This is a genomic window from Roseateles amylovorans, from assembly GCF_025398155.2.
In the GTDB taxonomy this organism is placed as follows: domain Bacteria; phylum Pseudomonadota; class Gammaproteobacteria; order Burkholderiales; family Burkholderiaceae_C; genus Roseateles; species Roseateles amylovorans.
Genome location: NZ_CP104562.2, coordinates 4,541,231 through 4,557,760 on the forward strand (window position 1 = coordinate 4,541,231; position 16,530 = coordinate 4,557,760).

A 16,530-nucleotide genomic window follows, 5' to 3' on the forward strand; every position below is an offset into this window, starting at 1 on the left:
TGTTCTCCCTGGCGATCAGCGGCCGTCGCGGTCGCGACCACGCAGGTTGTCGCGAGAGCGGACATCAGAGTTCAGCACGCTGGAACCGGTGGTCGGCTCCTGCGGCACGGCGGGCGTCGGCACCGAGGTGGTGACGGTGCCCGTGCTTTGCTGCATCAGCTTGTCCAGCGGCAGGTACAGCAGGTTGGAGTTGGAGCGGCTGTCGACCATCACCTTGGACACGCGCGAATAGACCTGCTGCATCGTGTCGATGTAGAGGCGATCACGGGTCACGGCCGGCGCACGCTGGTACTCGGTGAGCACGCTGCGGAAGCGATCGGCCTCACCCTCGGCGGTGGCGACGACCTTGGCGCGGTAGCCTTCGGCCTCCTCGCGCAACCGGGCCGCCTGGCCTTGCGCACGGGGAATGACGTCGTTGGCATAGGCCTCGCCCTCGTTCTTCAGGCGTTCGCGGTCGGCGTTGGCGCGGAAGGCATCATCGAAGGCGGCCTGAACCTGCTCCGGTGCCTGCACGCTGCCGACGTTGACGTTGACGACCTGGATGCCGGTCTTCAACCGGTCGAGCTGGACCTGGATCGACTTCGCCAGATCGACGGCGATGGCGTCACGCTGCTCATAGAGCACCGAATCCATGTTGCTGCGACCGACGATCTCGCGCACCGCCGATTCCGCTGCCTGGGAGACGGCTTCATCGGTGTTGACGTTCTCGAACAGATAGTCGCGCGAATCCTTCAGCCGGTACTGGACGGTGAAGCGGATGTCGACGATGTTCTCGTCCTGCGTCAGCATGGACGAATCGCGCAGGCCGGTGGCCTGTCCGACCTGGCTGCGCCCGCCGACTTCGACCGACTGCAGCTGAGTGAACTGCACCACCTCATGCGCCTGGAACGGGTACGGGAAGCGGTACTGGATGCCGGCGTCCACCGTGCGGCTGTATTTGCCGAAGGAGGTGATCACCCCCTGCTGGCCTTCCTGCACGATGAACACACCGCTGGCCAGCCAGCCCAGCGCCACCACACCCACCACCAGACCGGCGCCGATGCCGGCGCCCTTCATGTCCGGCTGGAAGTTGTTGCCGCCGGCGCCATTGCCACCGCCAGTGCCGCCGCTGTCACCGCCGCGACCACCGAACAGGCGCGAGAGCTTGCGGTTGAAGTCGCGCCAGAGCTCGTCCAGATCCGGCGGGCCTTCATTGCGGCCGTTGCTCATCCACAGGCCCACCCAGCGGCGCAGGCCGCCGGTCCCCTGATGAGGGGCACGTCCACGGCCAGCGACGGACATGCTGTCGTCTTGGTTCATACGCATCCTGATGAGGAATTCTTGTTGCGAGTATCGGGCATCCCCGCCGTCATCTGGCCAGCGGGTCGTCGGAACCGTCGGTGATGTCGGAAGGAGCTTGGGTCAGGTCTTGCGGATTCAAGCCACGCGCATCCAGACCCGCGTATTCAGGCACCGGTTCAGCCTGCATCAGCGACGCGATCATGCCGCGCAACTCGTCCAGGCCGTCGTGCTCGACCGCGCTGACGAAGATGCGGGGCAACCGCTGTCCGCCGTGCTCACCACCGATGCGGGGCAGCCAGTCCTGGATCGCCCGGGGCCGCTGATCGGCATCCAGCAGGTCCACCTTGTTGTAGACCAGGATCTGCGGAATGTGCTGGGCGCCGATTTCAGTCAGCACCCGCTCGACTTCTTCCATCTGCTCGGTCAGCACCGGGCTGGACGCATCCACCACATGCAGCAGCAGATCGGCGTCGGCGGCCTCCTGCAGCGTGGCCTTGAAGGCCTCCACCAACTTGTGCGGAAGATCGCGGATGAAGCCGACTGTGTCCGACAGCGACACGCTGGTGCCGGCCTCTTCGAGATAGAGCGATCGGGTGGTCGTGTCCAGGGTGGCGAAGAGCTGATTGGCCGCATAGGTGCGGGCCTTGGTCAGCGCATTGAACAGCGTGCTCTTGCCTGCATTGGTGTAGCCCACCAGCGAGACCCGGAACACGCCGTTGCGCGACCGCGCCCGGCGCTGCGTGCTGCGCTGCTTCTGGACCTTCTTCAGCCGTTCCTTGATCGACTTGATGCGGTCATCGATCATCCGCCGGTCCAGCTCGATCTGCCGTTCGCCGGGGCCGCCGCGCATGCCGATGCCGCCGCTTTGGCGCTCCAGATGGCTCCAGCGTCGGACCAGGCGGGTGGCGAGGTATTGCAGACGGGCCAGTTCGACCTGCAGCTTGCCTTCGAAGCTCTGGGCGCGGGCGGCAAAGATTTCGAGGATCAGCGCAGTGCGGTCCGCCACCGGCACGCCGAGATGGCGTTCCAGGTTGCGTTGCTGGGCAGGTGAGATGGCCTGATCGAACAACACCGTGTGGGCGTCGTGGGCCTGGACCATCAGTTTGATTTCATCGGCTTTTCCTGAACCGACGAACAGCGCGGCGTCAGGCGCCTTGCGCTTGGCCACGACGCGGGCCACGGGCGTATCGCCTGCAGATTCCGCCAGCAGGGCCAATTCATCCAGGGTGGCGTCGAAGGCCTCGCCGCGGCCGAAGTCGACGCCCACCAAAATGGCGCGCGCCGCCTCGGGGGGCGGCGTCTGGTGAGTGGGGTCTTGAGATGTCAAGGTAGAGCTTGGAGGGCTGGCCTCGTTGTCGCCACTGCGCGAGCCGCCCGGGTGGCGGGCGGGACTCCGTCGGAGGCGATCGAGGCCCGCTGGATCAGGGCCTCCGGGCGCCGCCGATCGGTCGATCAGGTAGGGGCGTCGCCGCTCTCGCCGGTATGGAAGTTCACGGCACGGCCCGGAACCACCGTCGAAATGGCGTGCTTGTAGACCATCTGCGTCACCGTATTGCGCAGCAGCACCACGTATTGGTCAAAGGACTCGATGTGGCCTTGCAGCTTGATGCCGTTCACCAGATAGATGCTGACCGGCACATGCTCCTTGCGCAGCAGGTTCAGGAAAGGGTCTTGCAAGAGTTGTCCTTTGTTGCTCACGATATGCTCCGTGTTGTGAGAGAGAGAGGATGTTGGAAGACCGCACCTTATCACAGGCCCGGGTTTCCCCGGACCGCTGTGTGATCAGGTTTCAGCGAATGGATTCTTCGAAGACCGCATCTCGATGCGCAAAGGCGTCCCGACCAGCTTGTAATGGTCGCGGATCCGCCCTTCGAGGTAGCGCTTGTAGACGTCGCTGACACCCTCCAGCGCATTGCCGTGAATGACGACAATGGGCGGATTCATGCCACCCTGGTGGGCATAACGCAGTTTCGGACGGGACACGCCGCTGCGCTTGGGCTGCTGATGCTCGACCGCCTCATGCACCAGGCGGGTCAGCACCGGCGTGGTCATCTTGCGGTAGGCCGATGAATAGGCATCTGCCAGCGCTTTCCACAGCGGACCCAGGCCCTGGCGCTTGAGCGCCGAGATCTGAAGGATCGGGGCGAAGCGGAGGAAGGCCAGCCGGGTCTGGATCTGCCGCTCCAGGGTCTCACGCTGGTAGCTGTCGATGGCGTCCCATTTGTTGATCGCCACCACCACCGCACGACCGCTGTCGAGCACATAGCCGGCGATGTGCGCATCCTGGTCAGACACGCCCTGGGTCGCATCGATCAGCAGCAGCACGACATTCGCATCGGAGATCGCCTGCAACGTCTTGACCACCGAGAACTTCTCGATCGCCTCGAAGACCTTGCCCTTGCGGCGAAGACCGGCGGTGTCGATCAGCTGGAACTTCTGACCATCGCGCTCGAAGTCGACGCTGATCGCGTCGCGGGTCGTTCCCGGCATGTCGAAGGCGACCAGCCGCTCCTCACCCAGCCAGGTGTTGATCAGCGTGCTCTTGCCGACGTTGGGCCGACCGGCCACCGCCAGGCGGATGGTGCGCTCATCGGCGTCGTCCGGCTCGGCGGCCTCATCCTCATCCTCTTCGGGGCCGAAGCTGTCGAGCACCGCTTCGAGCAGGCTGCGGATGCCCTGCCCGTGCGCGGCGGACACCGGATGCGGCTCCCCCATGCCCAGTTCGTGGAACTCAGCCAGCAACGGCGAGTCGCTCATGCCTTCGGCCTTGTTGACCGCCACGAAGACCCGCTTGTTGCATTGGCGCAGATAGCGGCCGATGTCGAGATCCTGGCCGGCCAGGCCGGTACGCACATCCACGACGAAGACCACCGCATCCGCCTCGGCCACGGCCTGGCGGGTCTGCTTGGCCATCTCCTTGACGATACCGGTCGAGCTGTCGGGCTCGAAGCCGCCGGTGTCGATGACGATGTACTCGCGACCGCCCAGGCGGCCGTCGCCGTAGTGGCGGTCGCGTGTGAGGCCGGCGAAGTCCGCGACGATGGCGTCACGGCTCTTCGTCAGCCGGTTGAACAGGGTGGACTTGCCCACATTGGGGCGGCCCACCAGGGCGATCACAGGTTTCATAGCTCAGTCTTGGCGCAGCGCGTACAAGCGCCCGTTTCGGGTGGCAACCAGCACCGTGTTGCCCAGCAGCACCGGCGCGGTGACCACGCCGGAACTGTCGGTGGGCACTCGCTGGATGGTCTGACCCTTGTCACGCGACAGGAAGTGCACATAGCCCTCGCTGTCGCCGAAGATCACGGCCTTGGCGGTCACCAGCGGGGTGCTCAGCTTGCGGTTTTGCAGTTGGTCGGAAGTCCAGAGCACATCGCCGCTGCGGGTGCCCCAGGCGGTGATGCGGTCGGAGCCGTCGGCGGCGACCACCAGCGTGGCATCGACGCTGACGCCTTGGGTTCCAGCGAAATTCCGGGTCCAGATGGCCGAACCGCGGTCGGCATTCACACAGCCGACGGCGGATTGGAAGGCGCGGGCGCAGAAGACTTCCTTGTCGCGCCCCATCGGTCCGACCAGATCCGCCAGCCGTTCGACCTCGTTGGTGCCGCGGGGGTTGGCAACGGTGGCCTCCCACAGCAGCAATCCACGGTTGGGATCCACGCCCGCCAGGCGGGAGCCCTGGCCGACCACCAGCGTGTTCTGGTAGGCGCCAATCACGCCCGACTGCTTCAGGGTGAGCGGTTCGCCGGGGCGACGCAGCTCCCAGAGCTTGCGGCCGTCCTGCGCGTCATAGGCCAGCACCACGCGGTCCAGCGTCAGCACGAACACCCGCTCGCCCGCCACGAACGGCGAGGTGATCACCGGCGTGGTCAGCGTCTTGCGCCACAGGATCTTGTCGCCTTCGGTGACGACCAGCTCGTTGTCGCGGGTCACGGCGGCAGCGAATCGGCCGTCGCTGCCCACGCCGGCACTGAGTCCCTTGCCGACGTTGACACGCCAGTTCGGGGTGCCGGTGTCGGCCGCCAGCGCAGTGAGCTGGCCGTCGGAATCACCGACCACGAACTGCTTGTCCTGCGCGCTGATGGCCAGCGGGAACTTCACGCTGTCGATGCGCGCTTCCCATTGAACGCTGGCATTGAGCGCCGGGGTGAAGGTTTCCAGCGGCGCCGGCTTGGCTTCCTTGGAGGAGCCGAACAGCGAGCAGGCGCTGAGCGACACCGCCACGCCGCCGAGCAGCGTCGCGCGCCACAGGGTGTCCAGGGCGCGTGAGCGGGGACGGCTCACGACCTGACGCTCGAACCGGCCGTGGGTCTGCATCAGGGCGCCGCTCATTGCGCCGCTCCCGGCTGCGGCTCTTCAGCCACCGCCACGCCGAGGCTGGCCAGCTTCACCTCGACGATCCGACGGTAGTCGAGCTGCTTTTCCAGGCCGTCGTACGCCTTCTTGAATTCGGTCTTGGCCACGTCGGGCTTGTTCTGCAGCAGCGCCAGATCACCGCGACGGTCGGCCAGCAGCGGCGCAAAGTCCGCGCCCTTGACCCCGTCCAGCGTCTTGCCGGCTTCGTCCAGTTGCTTGGCGTCCATTTGCAGTCCCGCCAGGCGCAGGCGCGCCAAGTCGCGCTGGGCGTCATCCTTGGCATCGGCGGCCGCCCAGACCAGGGTAGCGCGCGCGTCGTCGGGCTTGCCCTTGTCCAGCTGCAGCTTGGCGGTAAGCAAGGCGCCCTGACCGGCATAGCCGGTGGAGGCGTAGTCGGCCTTCAGGGTGGCGAACATGCCCTGCCCCTTGGCCAGGTCACCGGCCTGCACCGCGCGTTCCAGTTCGCTGAAGACGACCGAGGCCTTGGCGCCCTGGGTCCGCTGCCAGTAGTTCCAGCCCATCCAGCCGACGTAAGCCAGCAACCCCAAGGTCACCAACGAGGTGATGGTGTTGCCCCAGCGCTTCCAGAACGCCTTGAGCTGCTCCAGCTGTTCCTGTTCTTCGAGATCGAGATGAGACGCCATGAGAAACGGTCGATTGAATGTCGTGGAGAGCCGGGTAGCGCCCAGAGGCGCCACCGGCGAAAGCCGCGATTATGCGGTGCGGAGTTCAGCCGCCCAGTCGGCAGCTTGGTAAAGAGAACGGGTGGTCTGCGCCGCGCCTTCGTTGCGCAAGGGTTTGATCGCCACTTCGCCGCGGGCCAGTTCATCCGGACCGAAGATCAGGGCGAAGCGGGCACCGCTGGCATCGGCCTTCTTGAACTGCGATTTCATGCTGCTCTGACCGGGGTGCATCACCACCTTGACGCCGGCGGCACGCAGGGCCTCCAGGGTCACCATCACCTGCGCCAAACCCTCCGCGGAAGGAACGACGGCATACGCATCCGGTACATCCGCCTCCGGCAGCGTGCCGACCTCTTCCAACAGCAGCAGCAGCCGCTCGATGCCCATGCCGAAACCCACGGCCGGCGCCGGCTTGCCGCCGAGCTGCTCGATCAGGTAGTCGTAACGTCCCCCGCCGCACACCGTGCCCTGGGAACCGAGGCGCTCGGTCACCCATTCAAACACCGTGAGGTTGTAGTAGTCCAAGCCGCGCACCAGGCGCGGATTGATCTGGTAAGGGATGCCGGCGGCATCCAGGATCGCGCGCACCCCGTTGAAGTGGGCCAGTGACGATTCACCCAGAAAGTCCAGCAGCTTCGGCGCGCCGTTGGCCATGTCCTGCAGCGCGGGATTCTTGGTGTCCAGCACACGCAGCGGATTGCTGTGCATGCGCCGCTGGCTGTCCTCGTCCAGCAGCGCCTTGTGCTGCTCCAGATAGGCGATCAGCGCTTCGCGGTGGGCGCGGCGCTCGGCCGGCTCACCCAGGCAATTCAGTTCGAGGCGGAAGTGCTCGCCGTCCTTCAGGCCCAGCTCGCGCAACAGACGGCTGCCCATCAGGATGACTTCGGCATCCACGTCCGGACCGGCAAAGCCGAGCGCCTCGACGCCCATCTGGTGGAACTGGCGATAACGCCCCTTCTGCGGCTTCTCGCGACGGAACATGGGGCCGAAGTAGTAGAGGCGCCGGCCGGAGTCTCGCAGGAAGGAATGCTCGGTCATGGCGCGCACCACGCCGGCCGTCATCTCGGGGCGTAGGGCCAGATGTTCGGCCTGGCCGTGTTTGTCGGCGCGGTCTTCGAAGGCATACATCTCCTTCTCGACGATGTCGGTGACCTCGCCGATGCCGCGCACGAACAGCGCCGTGGGCTCCACGATGGGCGTGCGCACGTTCTGGTAGCCGTAGCGCTGCAGCACGCTGCGCATCTTGGCTTCCAGCCATTCCCACCGCGCGGCTTCCGGCGGCAGGATGTCGTTCATGCCCTTGACGGCTTGCAAGGGTTGCAGCTTCTTGGTGTCTGTCATTGGATGGGGAACACTGTGCGCGCCGGTGGGCGCGCCATGGAAATCACTGGGCGCCGAAGCGCTTCTCGATGTAGTTCTCGACCAGCGCGTGGAACTCGTTGGCGATGTTGTCGCCGCGCAGGGTCAGGGCCTTCTCGCCGTCGATGAAGACCGGTGCGGCCGGGGCTTCACCGTTGCCTGGCAGGCTGATGCCGATGTCGGCATGCTTGCTCTCGCCGGGGCCGTTGACGATGCAGCCCATCACCGCCACCTTCATGTTCTCCACGCCGGGATACTTGCCCCGCCAGATCGGCATCTGGGCGCGCAGGAAGTCGTCGATCTGCTTGGCCAGTTCCTGGAAGGTGGTGCTGGTGGTGCGGCCGCAGCCGGGACAGGCGGTGACGCTGGGGTTGAAGGCGCGAAGACCCAGCGATTGCAGGATCTCCAAGGCCACCACCACTTCCTGGGTGCGAGATTCGCCGGGCTGCGGCGTCAACGACACACGGATCGTGTCGCCGATCCCCTCTTGCAACAGCACCGACAGCGCCGCCGCCGACGCGACCGTGCCCTTGGTGCCCATGCCGGCTTCGGTCAGTCCGAGGTGCAGCGCATAGTCGCAACGGCGGGACAGCGCGCGGTAGACCGAGATCAGGTCCTGCACGCCGCTGACCTTGCAGCTGATGATGATGTTGTCCGGATTCATGCCCAGCTCGCGGGCATAGGTGGCCGACGACAGCGCGGACTGGATCAGCGCCTGGTACATCACCTGCTTGCCGTCCCAGGGGGCCGTGCGGCGGGCGTTGTCGTCCATCATCTGGGCCAGGATCTCCTGGTCCAGGCTGCCCCAGTTGACGCCGATGCGCACGACCTTGTCGTATTTCACCGCCGCCTCGATCATCTGGGCGAACTGACGGTCCTTCTTGTCGCCCTTGCCCACATTGCCAGGGTTGATGCGGTACTTCGACAGGGCCTGCGCCATCGCCGGATGCTCGGTGAGCAGGCGGTGGCCGTTGTAGTGGAAGTCGCCCACCAAGGGCACATGGACGCCCATGCGGTCCAGCTGATCGCGGATGTGCGGCACCGCTTCCGCCGCTTCCGGCGTGTTGACGGTGATGCGCACCAGCTCGGAGCCCGCGACCGCCAGTTCCTTGATCTGGATCGCGGTCTCGATCACCTCCACCGTGTCGGTGTTGGTCATCGACTGCACCCGCACCGGCGCATCGCCGCCGATGGTCACCACATGGTCACCCCAGCGAACGTGGGCCTGGCGGCTGCGACGGGCGGCGGGCTGCGCGGCAGCGATCAGGGACGACAGGTCGTCCGAGGCGTCGGTGCTGAGGGCGATGGCGGCGGAATCGATGGTCATGGTGAGGTCTTGCGGCAGTCGGTGGGGCAGACGGCGGACGGCGGCGTGTCGGTCGATACCTGCTGTCTTCCGTCAGAGGCCCGTCAGTTCAGTTCCAGACGGGCCACGTTGTCTCGGGAACGCGCTGCCAGGTCCACCGGCTGTCCGCGGAACACCAGTTCGGTGCCGGACACATTGCCGACCCGCAGCTTCAGCGGTGCGGTGCCGTTCACATCGACCTGATCACCCGGGCGCAGCAGACGCGACAGCAGCACCTGGCCGCGGGCATCCACCACTTCCACCCAGGACTCGGCGCTGGTCTTCACCCGCAGCGGCGCGCTGCCGGCTGGGGCGGGCGATTGCGCGACGGTGTTCGGCGCCGTGTTGGGCACGGCGCTCGGTGCGGTGCTCGGTGCGGCGCTCTGTGCGCTGGTTGCCGTGCCCGTCGCCGTGCCGGCGGCGGTGCCCGTGCGGCCCCCGGGCGGGACTGTGCCGGCTGCGGAGGCCGGCACCGAAACGACAGGCGCGGGCGTCGGTGTCGTCGTCGTGGTCGGTGCCTGTGCGGGCAGCGGCGCAGCGATCTCGGTGGTGCCCTGCGCCGTCACGGGCGCGCTGGCCGACGGCGCGTCGACCGACGTCGGCTCGCTGGAGGTGCCGGCGACGCCGGGTGTCGAGGTGGACGTGGCGCTCGTCGAGCCAGAGGTCGAGGACGTCGACTGCTTGATGCGCAGCATGGCGTCGTCGATCCAGCTCGAGGGCAGCGCATACACCACCACGGCAGCGATCAGCAGACCGGCGACACCCAACGCAACCGGGCTCTTGAGCAGCGCAGGCGACAGCATCGGTTCCTGGCTGGCGGCGCGTTCACGGAAGGGCTGATTGAGGCCCGGCGAGACCCGGTCCAGCGAGGCCTCGCTGCCGCCGCGCGGCAGCATGGCCAGAATGGGCTCCGCCTCCACCTTGAGGGCGCGGCACATCGAGCGGGCCAGCGCGCGTGCAAAGGTGGCGTCCGGCAGCTCCGAATAGCGGTCGGCCTCGATGGCCTCCAGCTTGGACTGCGGCACCTTCAGCGTCGCGGCGAGTGCGGCAATGTGCAGGCCGCGAGACTCGCGCGCACGGCGCAACGCGGCACCGGCGGTCACCGGCGTCGCGGCAGTGGATGCAGTCGTGTCGACTGCGGGCGCCTCATCGGCCGCCGTGGATGTCATGCGATGTCCCTCATTCATCGAATCGACCACTGTTCAGAGCCTTGGTCTCGGCCGCCTGCGGATATTTGTTTCGCAGTTGCTTGCCGAGGTCTTCCATGTTGGCCGTGTTGCCCATGCGGCGCTCGATCCGCAATTCCAGCCAGAGGCTGGAGGCATTGGCCTGCTCCAGGTTGTTGTTGACGCGTCGCGCATAGAAGCGGGCGCGTTCATATTCACCGAGGCGGTAGAGCACCTCGCCGAGATTGATCGAAATCGTCGGATTGCCCGGCTCGACCTCGAAGGCCTTGGCCAGGTGCTGCTGTGCCGGCACCAGCCGGCCTTCGCGCGCCTCGCACACGCCCCACGCCAGCCACGAGCGGCCAGGGGTGCGGTACTTCGGGTCGGCCACCGCCGCTTCGAACTGCGGATAGGCCTCCGCATAGCGCTGGCGCTGGCAGAGGAACCAGCCGTAGTTGTGCAGTGTGTCGCCATCGGGCCGCTGAGCCAGCGACTTGCGGAAGCCCTCTTCCGCCAGGTTGTACTCACCCATGGCGGCGTAGATCAGGCTGCGCAGCGTGATCGCCTCGGGCAGGTCCGGTTTGGCGATCAGCGCCTGCTTGAGCTCGTCCAGTGCCGTGTCGTACTGGCCGCGCGAGAAATAACCGCTCGCCAGCTCCATGCGGACCGAGGCACGGCGATCGACATCGGTCGCATCGCTGGCGGTACGTGGCCCCTGCTGCGGCGGCTTGGACGCCCCGCAACCCGACAACATCAGACCGACCAGCAGCGCGGCGGAAAGAATCCGGGCCGAAGGGCGCAGGAAGACGGAGCCGGGCATCAGGGTGGTCATGTGCGGGTGGGTGTCGGAGGGGGGGGTGGGTTGGCTGCGGCGCCTCGCTGAACCACGACGGGGGCACGCACCATGCGGAGATGAACTCGGGTCCGGTCCTGGACCTCGCCGGCGAGTTGGCCGCAGGCGGCATCGATGTCGTCACCACGGGTCTTGCGCACCGTGGTGATCAGGCCCGCCTGGATCAGCAGGTCGGCAAACGCCTTCACCCGCTCGTTCGAGCTTCGCTTCAGGCCCGAGGCCGGGAACGGATTGAACGGGATCAGGTTGATCTTGCAGGGCACCTTGCCCTTGACCAGCGCAATCAGCTCGCGGGCCTGCTCCGGGGAGTCGTTGACCTGGTCGAGCATGCAGTACTCGAAGGTGATGAAGTCCCGGGGGGCGCGTTCCAGATACCGGTTGCAGCTGTCCAGCAGCTCGGCGATCGGGTATTTGCGGTTGAGCGGCACCAGTTGGTCGCGCAACGGATCGGTGGGCGCATGCAGCGACACCGCCAGCGCCACCGGCACGTCATCACGCAGCCGGTCGATCATCGGGACCACACCGGAGGTCGACACCGTCACCCGCCGGCGCGACAGGCCGTAGCCGTGGTCATCCAGCATGACGCGCAGTGCCGGCACCAAGGCGCCGTAGTTCTGCAGCGGCTCACCCATGCCCATCATCACGACGTTCGAGATGATGCGCGCGTCGGTCTTGTGGCGCAGGCGCAGGCTGTGCTCGGCATACCAGAGCTGGGCCAGGATTTCCCAGGTCTCGAGGTTGCGGCTGAAGCCTTGATGGCCGGTGGAGCAGAAGCGGCATCCCACGGCGCAACCGGCCTGGCTGGAAATGCACAGCGTGGCGCGGTCGTCTTCGGGGATGTAGACCGCCTCGACCGCATTGCCCTGGCCGACATCGAACAACCACTTGATCGTTCCGTCGGCGGAGATGTGTTCGGAAATCACCGGCAAAGCGGCGATGTGGGCGCGTCCAGCCAGCTTGTCGCGCAGCGACTTGGCCAGATCGGACATCTGCGAGAAGTCCGACGCGCCCTTCTGATGGATCCAGCGAAACAGCTGGGTTGCGCGAAAGCGCTTCTCCCCCAGCTGCTCGCAGTACGCGGCAAGGCCTTGCAGATCGAATCCGAGCAGGTTGACCGCGTCCATCGTCGTGACCTCTTTCCCTAAGGCCTCATGGCCCAGAGTCCAGAGGCAATTGCCGCTCAGCGGCTGTAGACGTTCATGCCGGGGAAGAAGAACGCCACTTCATTGGCGGCGGTTTCCGGGGCGTCAGAGCCGTGAACGGCGTTGGCATCGATGCTGTCAGCGAAGTCAGCGCGGATGGTGCCCTTTTCGGCCTTCTTCGGGTCGGTGGCGCCCATCAGGTCACGGTGCTTCAGGATGGCGTTCTCGCCTTCCAGCACCGAGATCACCACCGGACCGGAGATCATGAAGGTCACCAGGTCGTTGAAGAACGGGCGAGCCTTGTGCACGGCGTAGAACGCTTCGGCTTCGCCGCGCGACAGGTGCGCCATCTTGGCGGCGATGATCTTCAGGCCAGCGCCTTCAAAGCGCGAGTAGATCTGGCCGATGACGTTCTTGGCCACGGCATCGGGCTTGATGATGGAGAGGGTGCGTTCGATGGCCATCTGTTTTTCCTTGAAAATCTGGGGCTTGGCAAAGCCGCGCATTGTAATGCGTGAAGTCAAGCCCCCGGTGACAACTGGATGTCGAAGAGGGGCATCCGGCGCGAATCAGGCGCCACAGACGTGGGCACCGGCCCGGCCGGAACTTACTGGGACGCCTCCCGAGAGGCGCCGGACCCATGGACTGAACGGTTGAACCGATCAGTCACCACGGACTGAACAGGGTCAGCGCTCAGCGGCGCCCGCGGCCACCGCCGCCATTGCCACCACCGCCACCACCGCCACCACCACGGCGACCGCCGCGGTTGCCCCGGTTGATGAACGCATCGGCGCCAATGTAACCAATGGATGTCTTCATCGGATCGGGCTGGCGCTCGCCGCCCGGACCACGACCCCGGTCGCCGCCCGGGTTGCCATGGCTGGGATCGCTCCCGCCCCGACCGAAGCCCTGCGGAATGCCGCGCTTGCCGCTGGTGGCAAAACGGCGGTCGAAGGTCTGCTCCAACGGATTGACGTGGCGCGGGATGAAGTCGTCATCATCCTCTTCTCGGCGACGCGGACGCTGCTCCTGTTGCTGCTGGCGCTCAGGCTGCTGGCGCTCCTGCGGCGGACGCTGCTGATGCTGCGGCGGCTGAGCACGCTGCTCGCTGCGCGGCGCCTCGGGACGGCTCGGACGCGGCCCCCCGTTGCCGCCACTGCGACGGCGCTTGCCGCCGCGGTCGTTGCGATCACCCCGGTCAGCCCGGTCACCGCCACGATCACCCCGGTCGGCGCGATCACCACGCTCCTGAGGCACGTTGCCGGCCAGTTGGCGGATGACGCGCACGTCCCCGTCACCCAGCTCCACATACACACCGCGCTTCAGGCCACGCGGCAGCACGACCGTGCCATAGCGAATCCGGATCAGCCGGCTCACGGCCAGTCCGACGGTTTCGAACAGCTTGCGCACTTCGCGGTTGCGACCTTCGGTGATGACCACGCGATACCAGCGGTTCGCGCCTTCACCGCCGCCGTCGACGATGCTCTTGAACATCGCCTGCTGGCCGTCGACATCCACGCCGGTCAACAGGGTGCTCTTCTGCTCCGGGCTCAACGAACCCAGCACACGCACCGCATATTCACGCTCGACGCCGAAACGCGGGTGCATCAGCAGATTGGCCAGCTCACCGGAATTAGTGAACAGCAGCAGGCCTTCGGTATTGAGGTCCAGCCGGCCGACCGACTGCCATTTGCCCTGAGGCAGCCGTGGCAGGTTGCGGAAGACGGTGGGACGGCCCTCGGGATCGTTGAAGGTCACGACTTCGCCGACGGGCTTGTGATAGGCCAGGATGCGCGGCGCGATCGGGGCAATGCGCACCTTGATCGGCTTGCCGGCCACCGCGATCCGATCCCCGTAGGAGATGCGCTGACCGACGTGCGCGACTTCGTTGTTCACCGTGATCTGACCCTTGGCGATCATGTCCTCGATGTCGCGACGAGAGCCCACGCCGGCCTGGGCCAGCACCTTCTGCAGCTTCGGCGCATCAGGCTCGGGGGCCAGCACGCGCTTGCCCGGACCATCGACACCTGCGTCGGCATCGCCTTCGGCAGTCTCGACGGCCTCGCCAACATCGTCGAGGTCGAGATCAAGCTCAGCGTCCTCGCCCGCAACCGCATCGTCTTCATCGAATGCGCCGGACAGCAGGTCGTCGAAGCGTTCCTGGGCCTGGGCTTGCAGTTCTGCGGCATTGGCCTTGGGCGCTGCGCCGGCGGCTTGACCGTCTTGCGCCGCTGCCGCACCACCCTGTCCGCCCTGAGGGCCTTGAGCACCTTGGCCAGCGCCCTGGGCCGCATCGCGCGCCTCGCGGGGCTCACGGCCATCGCGTCCGCGACGGCGGCGATTGCGCCCCGAGCGGCCATCGGATTCCTCGGCGCCCGCGTCGGTCGATGCCTCGCCGGCATCACCCGCCGCCGGAGACTGCACCGCCTCCGCCACGGCGGACACCGGCGCTGGCGCAGCATCAATCGTCGCGGCGGCCGAAGCCGTCACCGCCGATTCCACCGCATCGGCAGCCGGGTCGGCATCAGCCACCTTGGCGCGGGTGCGACGCTTGGGCTTGGCAGGCGCTTCGCTGTCGCCTGCCGTCTCCGCGGGAGCCGCCGCCACTGCAGCGGGCGCGGCGTCAGCCGCCTCAGTGATCTCGGCCTGGGCAGCCGCCGGCTTACGGCGGGTGCGAGGCTTGGGTGGCGCTTCAGCCGCAGCCTCGGTCGCCGCCTCAGGTGCCGGGGCCGCCACCGCTTCCGCGCTCGCAGCGGCCGTCTTGCGGGCTCGCTTCGGACGGGCGGGCGCCTCGGTCGTCGCGTCGGGCGTGGCCGTCGGCGTGTCGGGCTTGGAATCGTCGATGTCGTTGGAATTCATGTGTCGGCTTGCACCTTGTCAGCGGTGGACACGGCTCCCCGTTCAGGGAGCGCTTTGGGGAGACTCGGGGTTGACGACCCCGACCTGTTGTTCATTGGTCGATGCGCTGTCCGCGCCCGACCTCGGTTTTTCAATTGCTTGCGGTTCGACGTCGACCTGCGCCGACGTCTCGGCCTGAGTGGGGATTTCCTCCCCAGTGGACAACTCCGCCGTCGCGTTCCCCGCGTCGACCAAGGCATCCCCGCGCGACTCATCCACGGGCAGTTCATCGGCGTGCGCCAAGGCTTCCACGCCCTCGTCGCCGCCGCCCACCTGAAGGACAGCTGCAACGCCATTCGACCCCTCGTGCTCGCTCGGCAGCGCCGGCACGTCGTCTTTCAACTCGGTGGTCTCCGACTCCGGCACAGGAGATGCCTGCCCTGCGGCTGTCAGCTCGCCATCCATCGCCGGGACCTCCGGTGCCGCGACGTCCGCCGAAGCACCAGCACCAACACCAGCACCAGCATCAGGCTCAGCAGCCGCCTTCGCCGCATCAACCACGTCCGCCGCACCCGCCGCATTCACCACATTCGCTTCAGCACCCGGCGCGCCGGAGGGGACCACCTCGCCGGATGCCGCCACAGCACCATCACCACCGACCGGCGTCTCGCTGGCCTCAGGCGCACCACCGAAGGGCACACCGTCGGTCACGATGTCCTCGGCTTCACGAATCTCCGCTGGCAGTTCCTCCAGCAGGGAGCCCTGCAGCGCGCCGGCGATCGGCGTGGGGTCGCCCCCTTGAATCAGCGCCGGCAACTGCTCGAGACTCGACAGCCCCAGGTCATCCAGGAACTGCCGCGTCGTCGCATACAGCGCCGGACGCCCGGGCGCTTCCCTGTGACCGATCACCTCGATCCAGTTCCGGTCCTCCAGCTGCTTGATGATCGGTGTTGCGACCACCACGCCGCGGATGTCCTCGATATCGCCGCGCGTCACCGGCTGACGGTAGGCAATGATGGCCAGCGTCTCCAGCACCGCCCGGGAATAGCGAGGCGGTTTTTCCGGATTCAGCCGGTCCAGATGTTCGCGCAGTTCCGGACGACTCTGGAAGCGCCAGCCCGAGGCCAGCGCCACCAATTCAACACCCCGCCCCTCCCAATCGCGCAAGAGCTCGTCCAGCAGCGAACGAACGCTGTCGGCATTGAGCTCGTCGGCGAAGAGCGAGCGCATGTCGCGCAGGGTCAGCGGCCCCTGTGCGCATAACAGGGCAGTCTCCAGAACACGCTTGGCCTCCTGCGTGTTCATCGGCATCAGCTCAAGAGACCGGCATCAAGGCCGGTCCGGTCCGTGTAGTTCGCCATCTTGGGCGTCGGCAAGGGCAACAGCCGTGCCGAACCAGTTCGATCTGCTTGTGCTTGGGATCTCTCGCCTCCGTCGTGCGCCGCGACGAAGCGGCGGGGAACGACAGGAGGGCGGAACGGGGCGAGGCGGTCAACGACCGGGACCCTCG

The 16,530-nt window shown here is 66.7% G+C and carries 14 protein-coding genes; all 14 read right to left on the reverse strand.

The genetic code is table 11. The annotated features are described in order from the left end of the window. Positions 1–15: 15 nt before the first annotated feature. Complete coding sequence (gene hflK / locus N4261_RS18815; RefSeq protein ID WP_435532077.1) at positions 16–1,209, reverse strand: FtsH protease activity modulator HflK; 1,194 nt, start codon at positions 1,207–1,209, stop codon at positions 16–18. A 139-nt stretch (positions 1,210–1,348) separates the two neighbouring features. Continuing rightward, positions 1,349–2,608 carry a GTPase HflX gene (gene hflX / locus N4261_RS18820; RefSeq protein ID WP_261756802.1) on the reverse strand — a complete coding sequence of 420 codons (1,260 nt, stop codon included), beginning with the start codon at positions 2,606–2,608 and terminating at the stop codon, positions 1,349–1,351. A gap of 125 nt (positions 2,609–2,733) precedes the next feature. Further along, positions 2,734–2,979, reverse strand: coding sequence for an RNA chaperone Hfq (gene hfq / locus N4261_RS18825; protein ID WP_261756803.1), 246 nt, complete (start codon positions 2,977–2,979; stop codon positions 2,734–2,736). A gap of 84 nt (positions 2,980–3,063) precedes the next feature. Then, entirely contained in the window at positions 3,064–4,407 is a 1,344-nt protein-coding gene (gene der, locus N4261_RS18830; protein ID WP_261756804.1) for a ribosome biogenesis GTPase Der, read from the reverse strand. A gap of 3 nt (positions 4,408–4,410) precedes the next feature. Further along, positions 4,411–5,610 carry an outer membrane protein assembly factor BamB gene (gene bamB, locus N4261_RS18835; protein ID WP_261756805.1) on the reverse strand — a complete coding sequence of 400 codons (1,200 nt, stop codon included), beginning with the start codon at positions 5,608–5,610 and terminating at the stop codon, positions 4,411–4,413. Next, the gene (locus N4261_RS18840) at positions 5,607–6,278 is read right to left on the reverse strand and encodes a YfgM family protein (protein ID WP_261756806.1); all 672 of its coding nucleotides are present in this window, start codon (positions 6,276–6,278) and stop codon (positions 5,607–5,609) included. The genes bamB and N4261_RS18840 overlap by 4 nt, the downstream gene beginning before the upstream one ends. A gap of 69 nt (positions 6,279–6,347) precedes the next feature. Further along, positions 6,348–7,658 (reverse strand): histidine--tRNA ligase, encoded by a 1,311-nt coding sequence (gene hisS / locus N4261_RS18845; protein ID WP_261756807.1) that lies wholly within the window; start codon positions 7,656–7,658, stop codon positions 6,348–6,350. A gap of 43 nt (positions 7,659–7,701) precedes the next feature. Next, positions 7,702–9,003: a flavodoxin-dependent (E)-4-hydroxy-3-methylbut-2-enyl-diphosphate synthase gene (gene ispG, locus N4261_RS18850; RefSeq protein ID WP_261756808.1), complete on the reverse strand. Its 1,302-nt coding sequence runs from the start codon at positions 9,001–9,003 to the stop codon at positions 7,702–7,704. Between the two features lie 83 nt (positions 9,004–9,086). Beyond that, positions 9,087–10,190, reverse strand: coding sequence for a RodZ domain-containing protein (locus N4261_RS18855; RefSeq protein ID WP_261756809.1), 1,104 nt, complete (start codon positions 10,188–10,190; stop codon positions 9,087–9,089). A gap of 10 nt (positions 10,191–10,200) precedes the next feature. Beyond that, positions 10,201–11,019, reverse strand: a complete 819-nt coding sequence (gene pilW, locus N4261_RS18860; RefSeq protein ID WP_261756810.1) for a type IV pilus biogenesis/stability protein PilW — start codon at positions 11,017–11,019, stop codon at positions 10,201–10,203. Further along, the gene (gene rlmN, locus N4261_RS18865; protein WP_261756811.1) at positions 11,016–12,164 is read right to left on the reverse strand and encodes a dual-specificity RNA methyltransferase RlmN; all 1,149 of its coding nucleotides are present in this window, start codon (positions 12,162–12,164) and stop codon (positions 11,016–11,018) included. The genes pilW and rlmN overlap by 4 nt, the downstream gene beginning before the upstream one ends. Before the next feature lie 56 nt (positions 12,165–12,220). Beyond that, positions 12,221–12,646: a nucleoside-diphosphate kinase gene (ndk, locus tag N4261_RS18870; RefSeq protein ID WP_261756812.1), complete on the reverse strand. Its 426-nt coding sequence runs from the start codon at positions 12,644–12,646 to the stop codon at positions 12,221–12,223. Between the two features lie 229 nt (positions 12,647–12,875). Then, positions 12,876–15,041 carry a pseudouridine synthase gene (locus tag N4261_RS18875; RefSeq protein WP_261756813.1) on the reverse strand — a complete coding sequence of 722 codons (2,166 nt, stop codon included), beginning with the start codon at positions 15,039–15,041 and terminating at the stop codon, positions 12,876–12,878. Between the two features lie 42 nt (positions 15,042–15,083). Beyond that, complete coding sequence (gene scpB, locus N4261_RS18880) at positions 15,084–16,325, reverse strand: SMC-Scp complex subunit ScpB (RefSeq protein WP_261756814.1); 1,242 nt, start codon at positions 16,323–16,325, stop codon at positions 15,084–15,086. Positions 16,326–16,530 lie beyond the last annotated feature (205 nt).

Excerpts from the sequence above, each read along its gene's own strand:
- rlmN (WP_261756811.1), bottom strand. The coding sequence starts at position 12,164 with ATGGACGCGGTCAACCTGCTCGGATTCGATCTGCAAGGCCTTGCCGCG.
- N4261_RS18875 (WP_261756813.1), bottom strand. The coding sequence starts at position 15,041 with ATGAATTCCAACGACATCGACGATTCCAAGCCCGACACGCCGACGGCC.
- bamB (WP_261756805.1), bottom strand. The coding sequence starts at position 5,610 with ATGAGCGGCGCCCTGATGCAGACCCACGGCCGGTTCGAGCGTCAGGTC.
- N4261_RS18855 (WP_261756809.1), bottom strand. The coding sequence starts at position 10,190 with ATGACATCCACGGCGGCCGATGAGGCGCCCGCAGTCGACACGACTGCA.
- ispG (WP_261756808.1), bottom strand. The coding sequence starts at position 9,003 with ATGACCATCGATTCCGCCGCCATCGCCCTCAGCACCGACGCCTCGGAC.
- scpB (WP_261756814.1), bottom strand. The coding sequence starts at position 16,325 with ATGAACACGCAGGAGGCCAAGCGTGTTCTGGAGACTGCCCTGTTATGC.
- hflK (WP_435532077.1), bottom strand. The coding sequence starts at position 1,209 with ATGAGCAACGGCCGCAATGAAGGCCCGCCGGATCTGGACGAGCTCTGG.
- N4261_RS18840 (WP_261756806.1), bottom strand. The coding sequence starts at position 6,278 with ATGGCGTCTCATCTCGATCTCGAAGAACAGGAACAGCTGGAGCAGCTC.
- der (WP_261756804.1), bottom strand. The coding sequence starts at position 4,407 with ATGAAACCTGTGATCGCCCTGGTGGGCCGCCCCAATGTGGGCAAGTCC.
- ndk (WP_261756812.1), bottom strand. The coding sequence starts at position 12,646 with ATGGCCATCGAACGCACCCTCTCCATCATCAAGCCCGATGCCGTGGCC.
- hisS (WP_261756807.1), bottom strand. The coding sequence starts at position 7,658 with ATGACAGACACCAAGAAGCTGCAACCCTTGCAAGCCGTCAAGGGCATG.
- pilW (WP_261756810.1), bottom strand. The coding sequence starts at position 11,019 with ATGACCACCCTGATGCCCGGCTCCGTCTTCCTGCGCCCTTCGGCCCGG.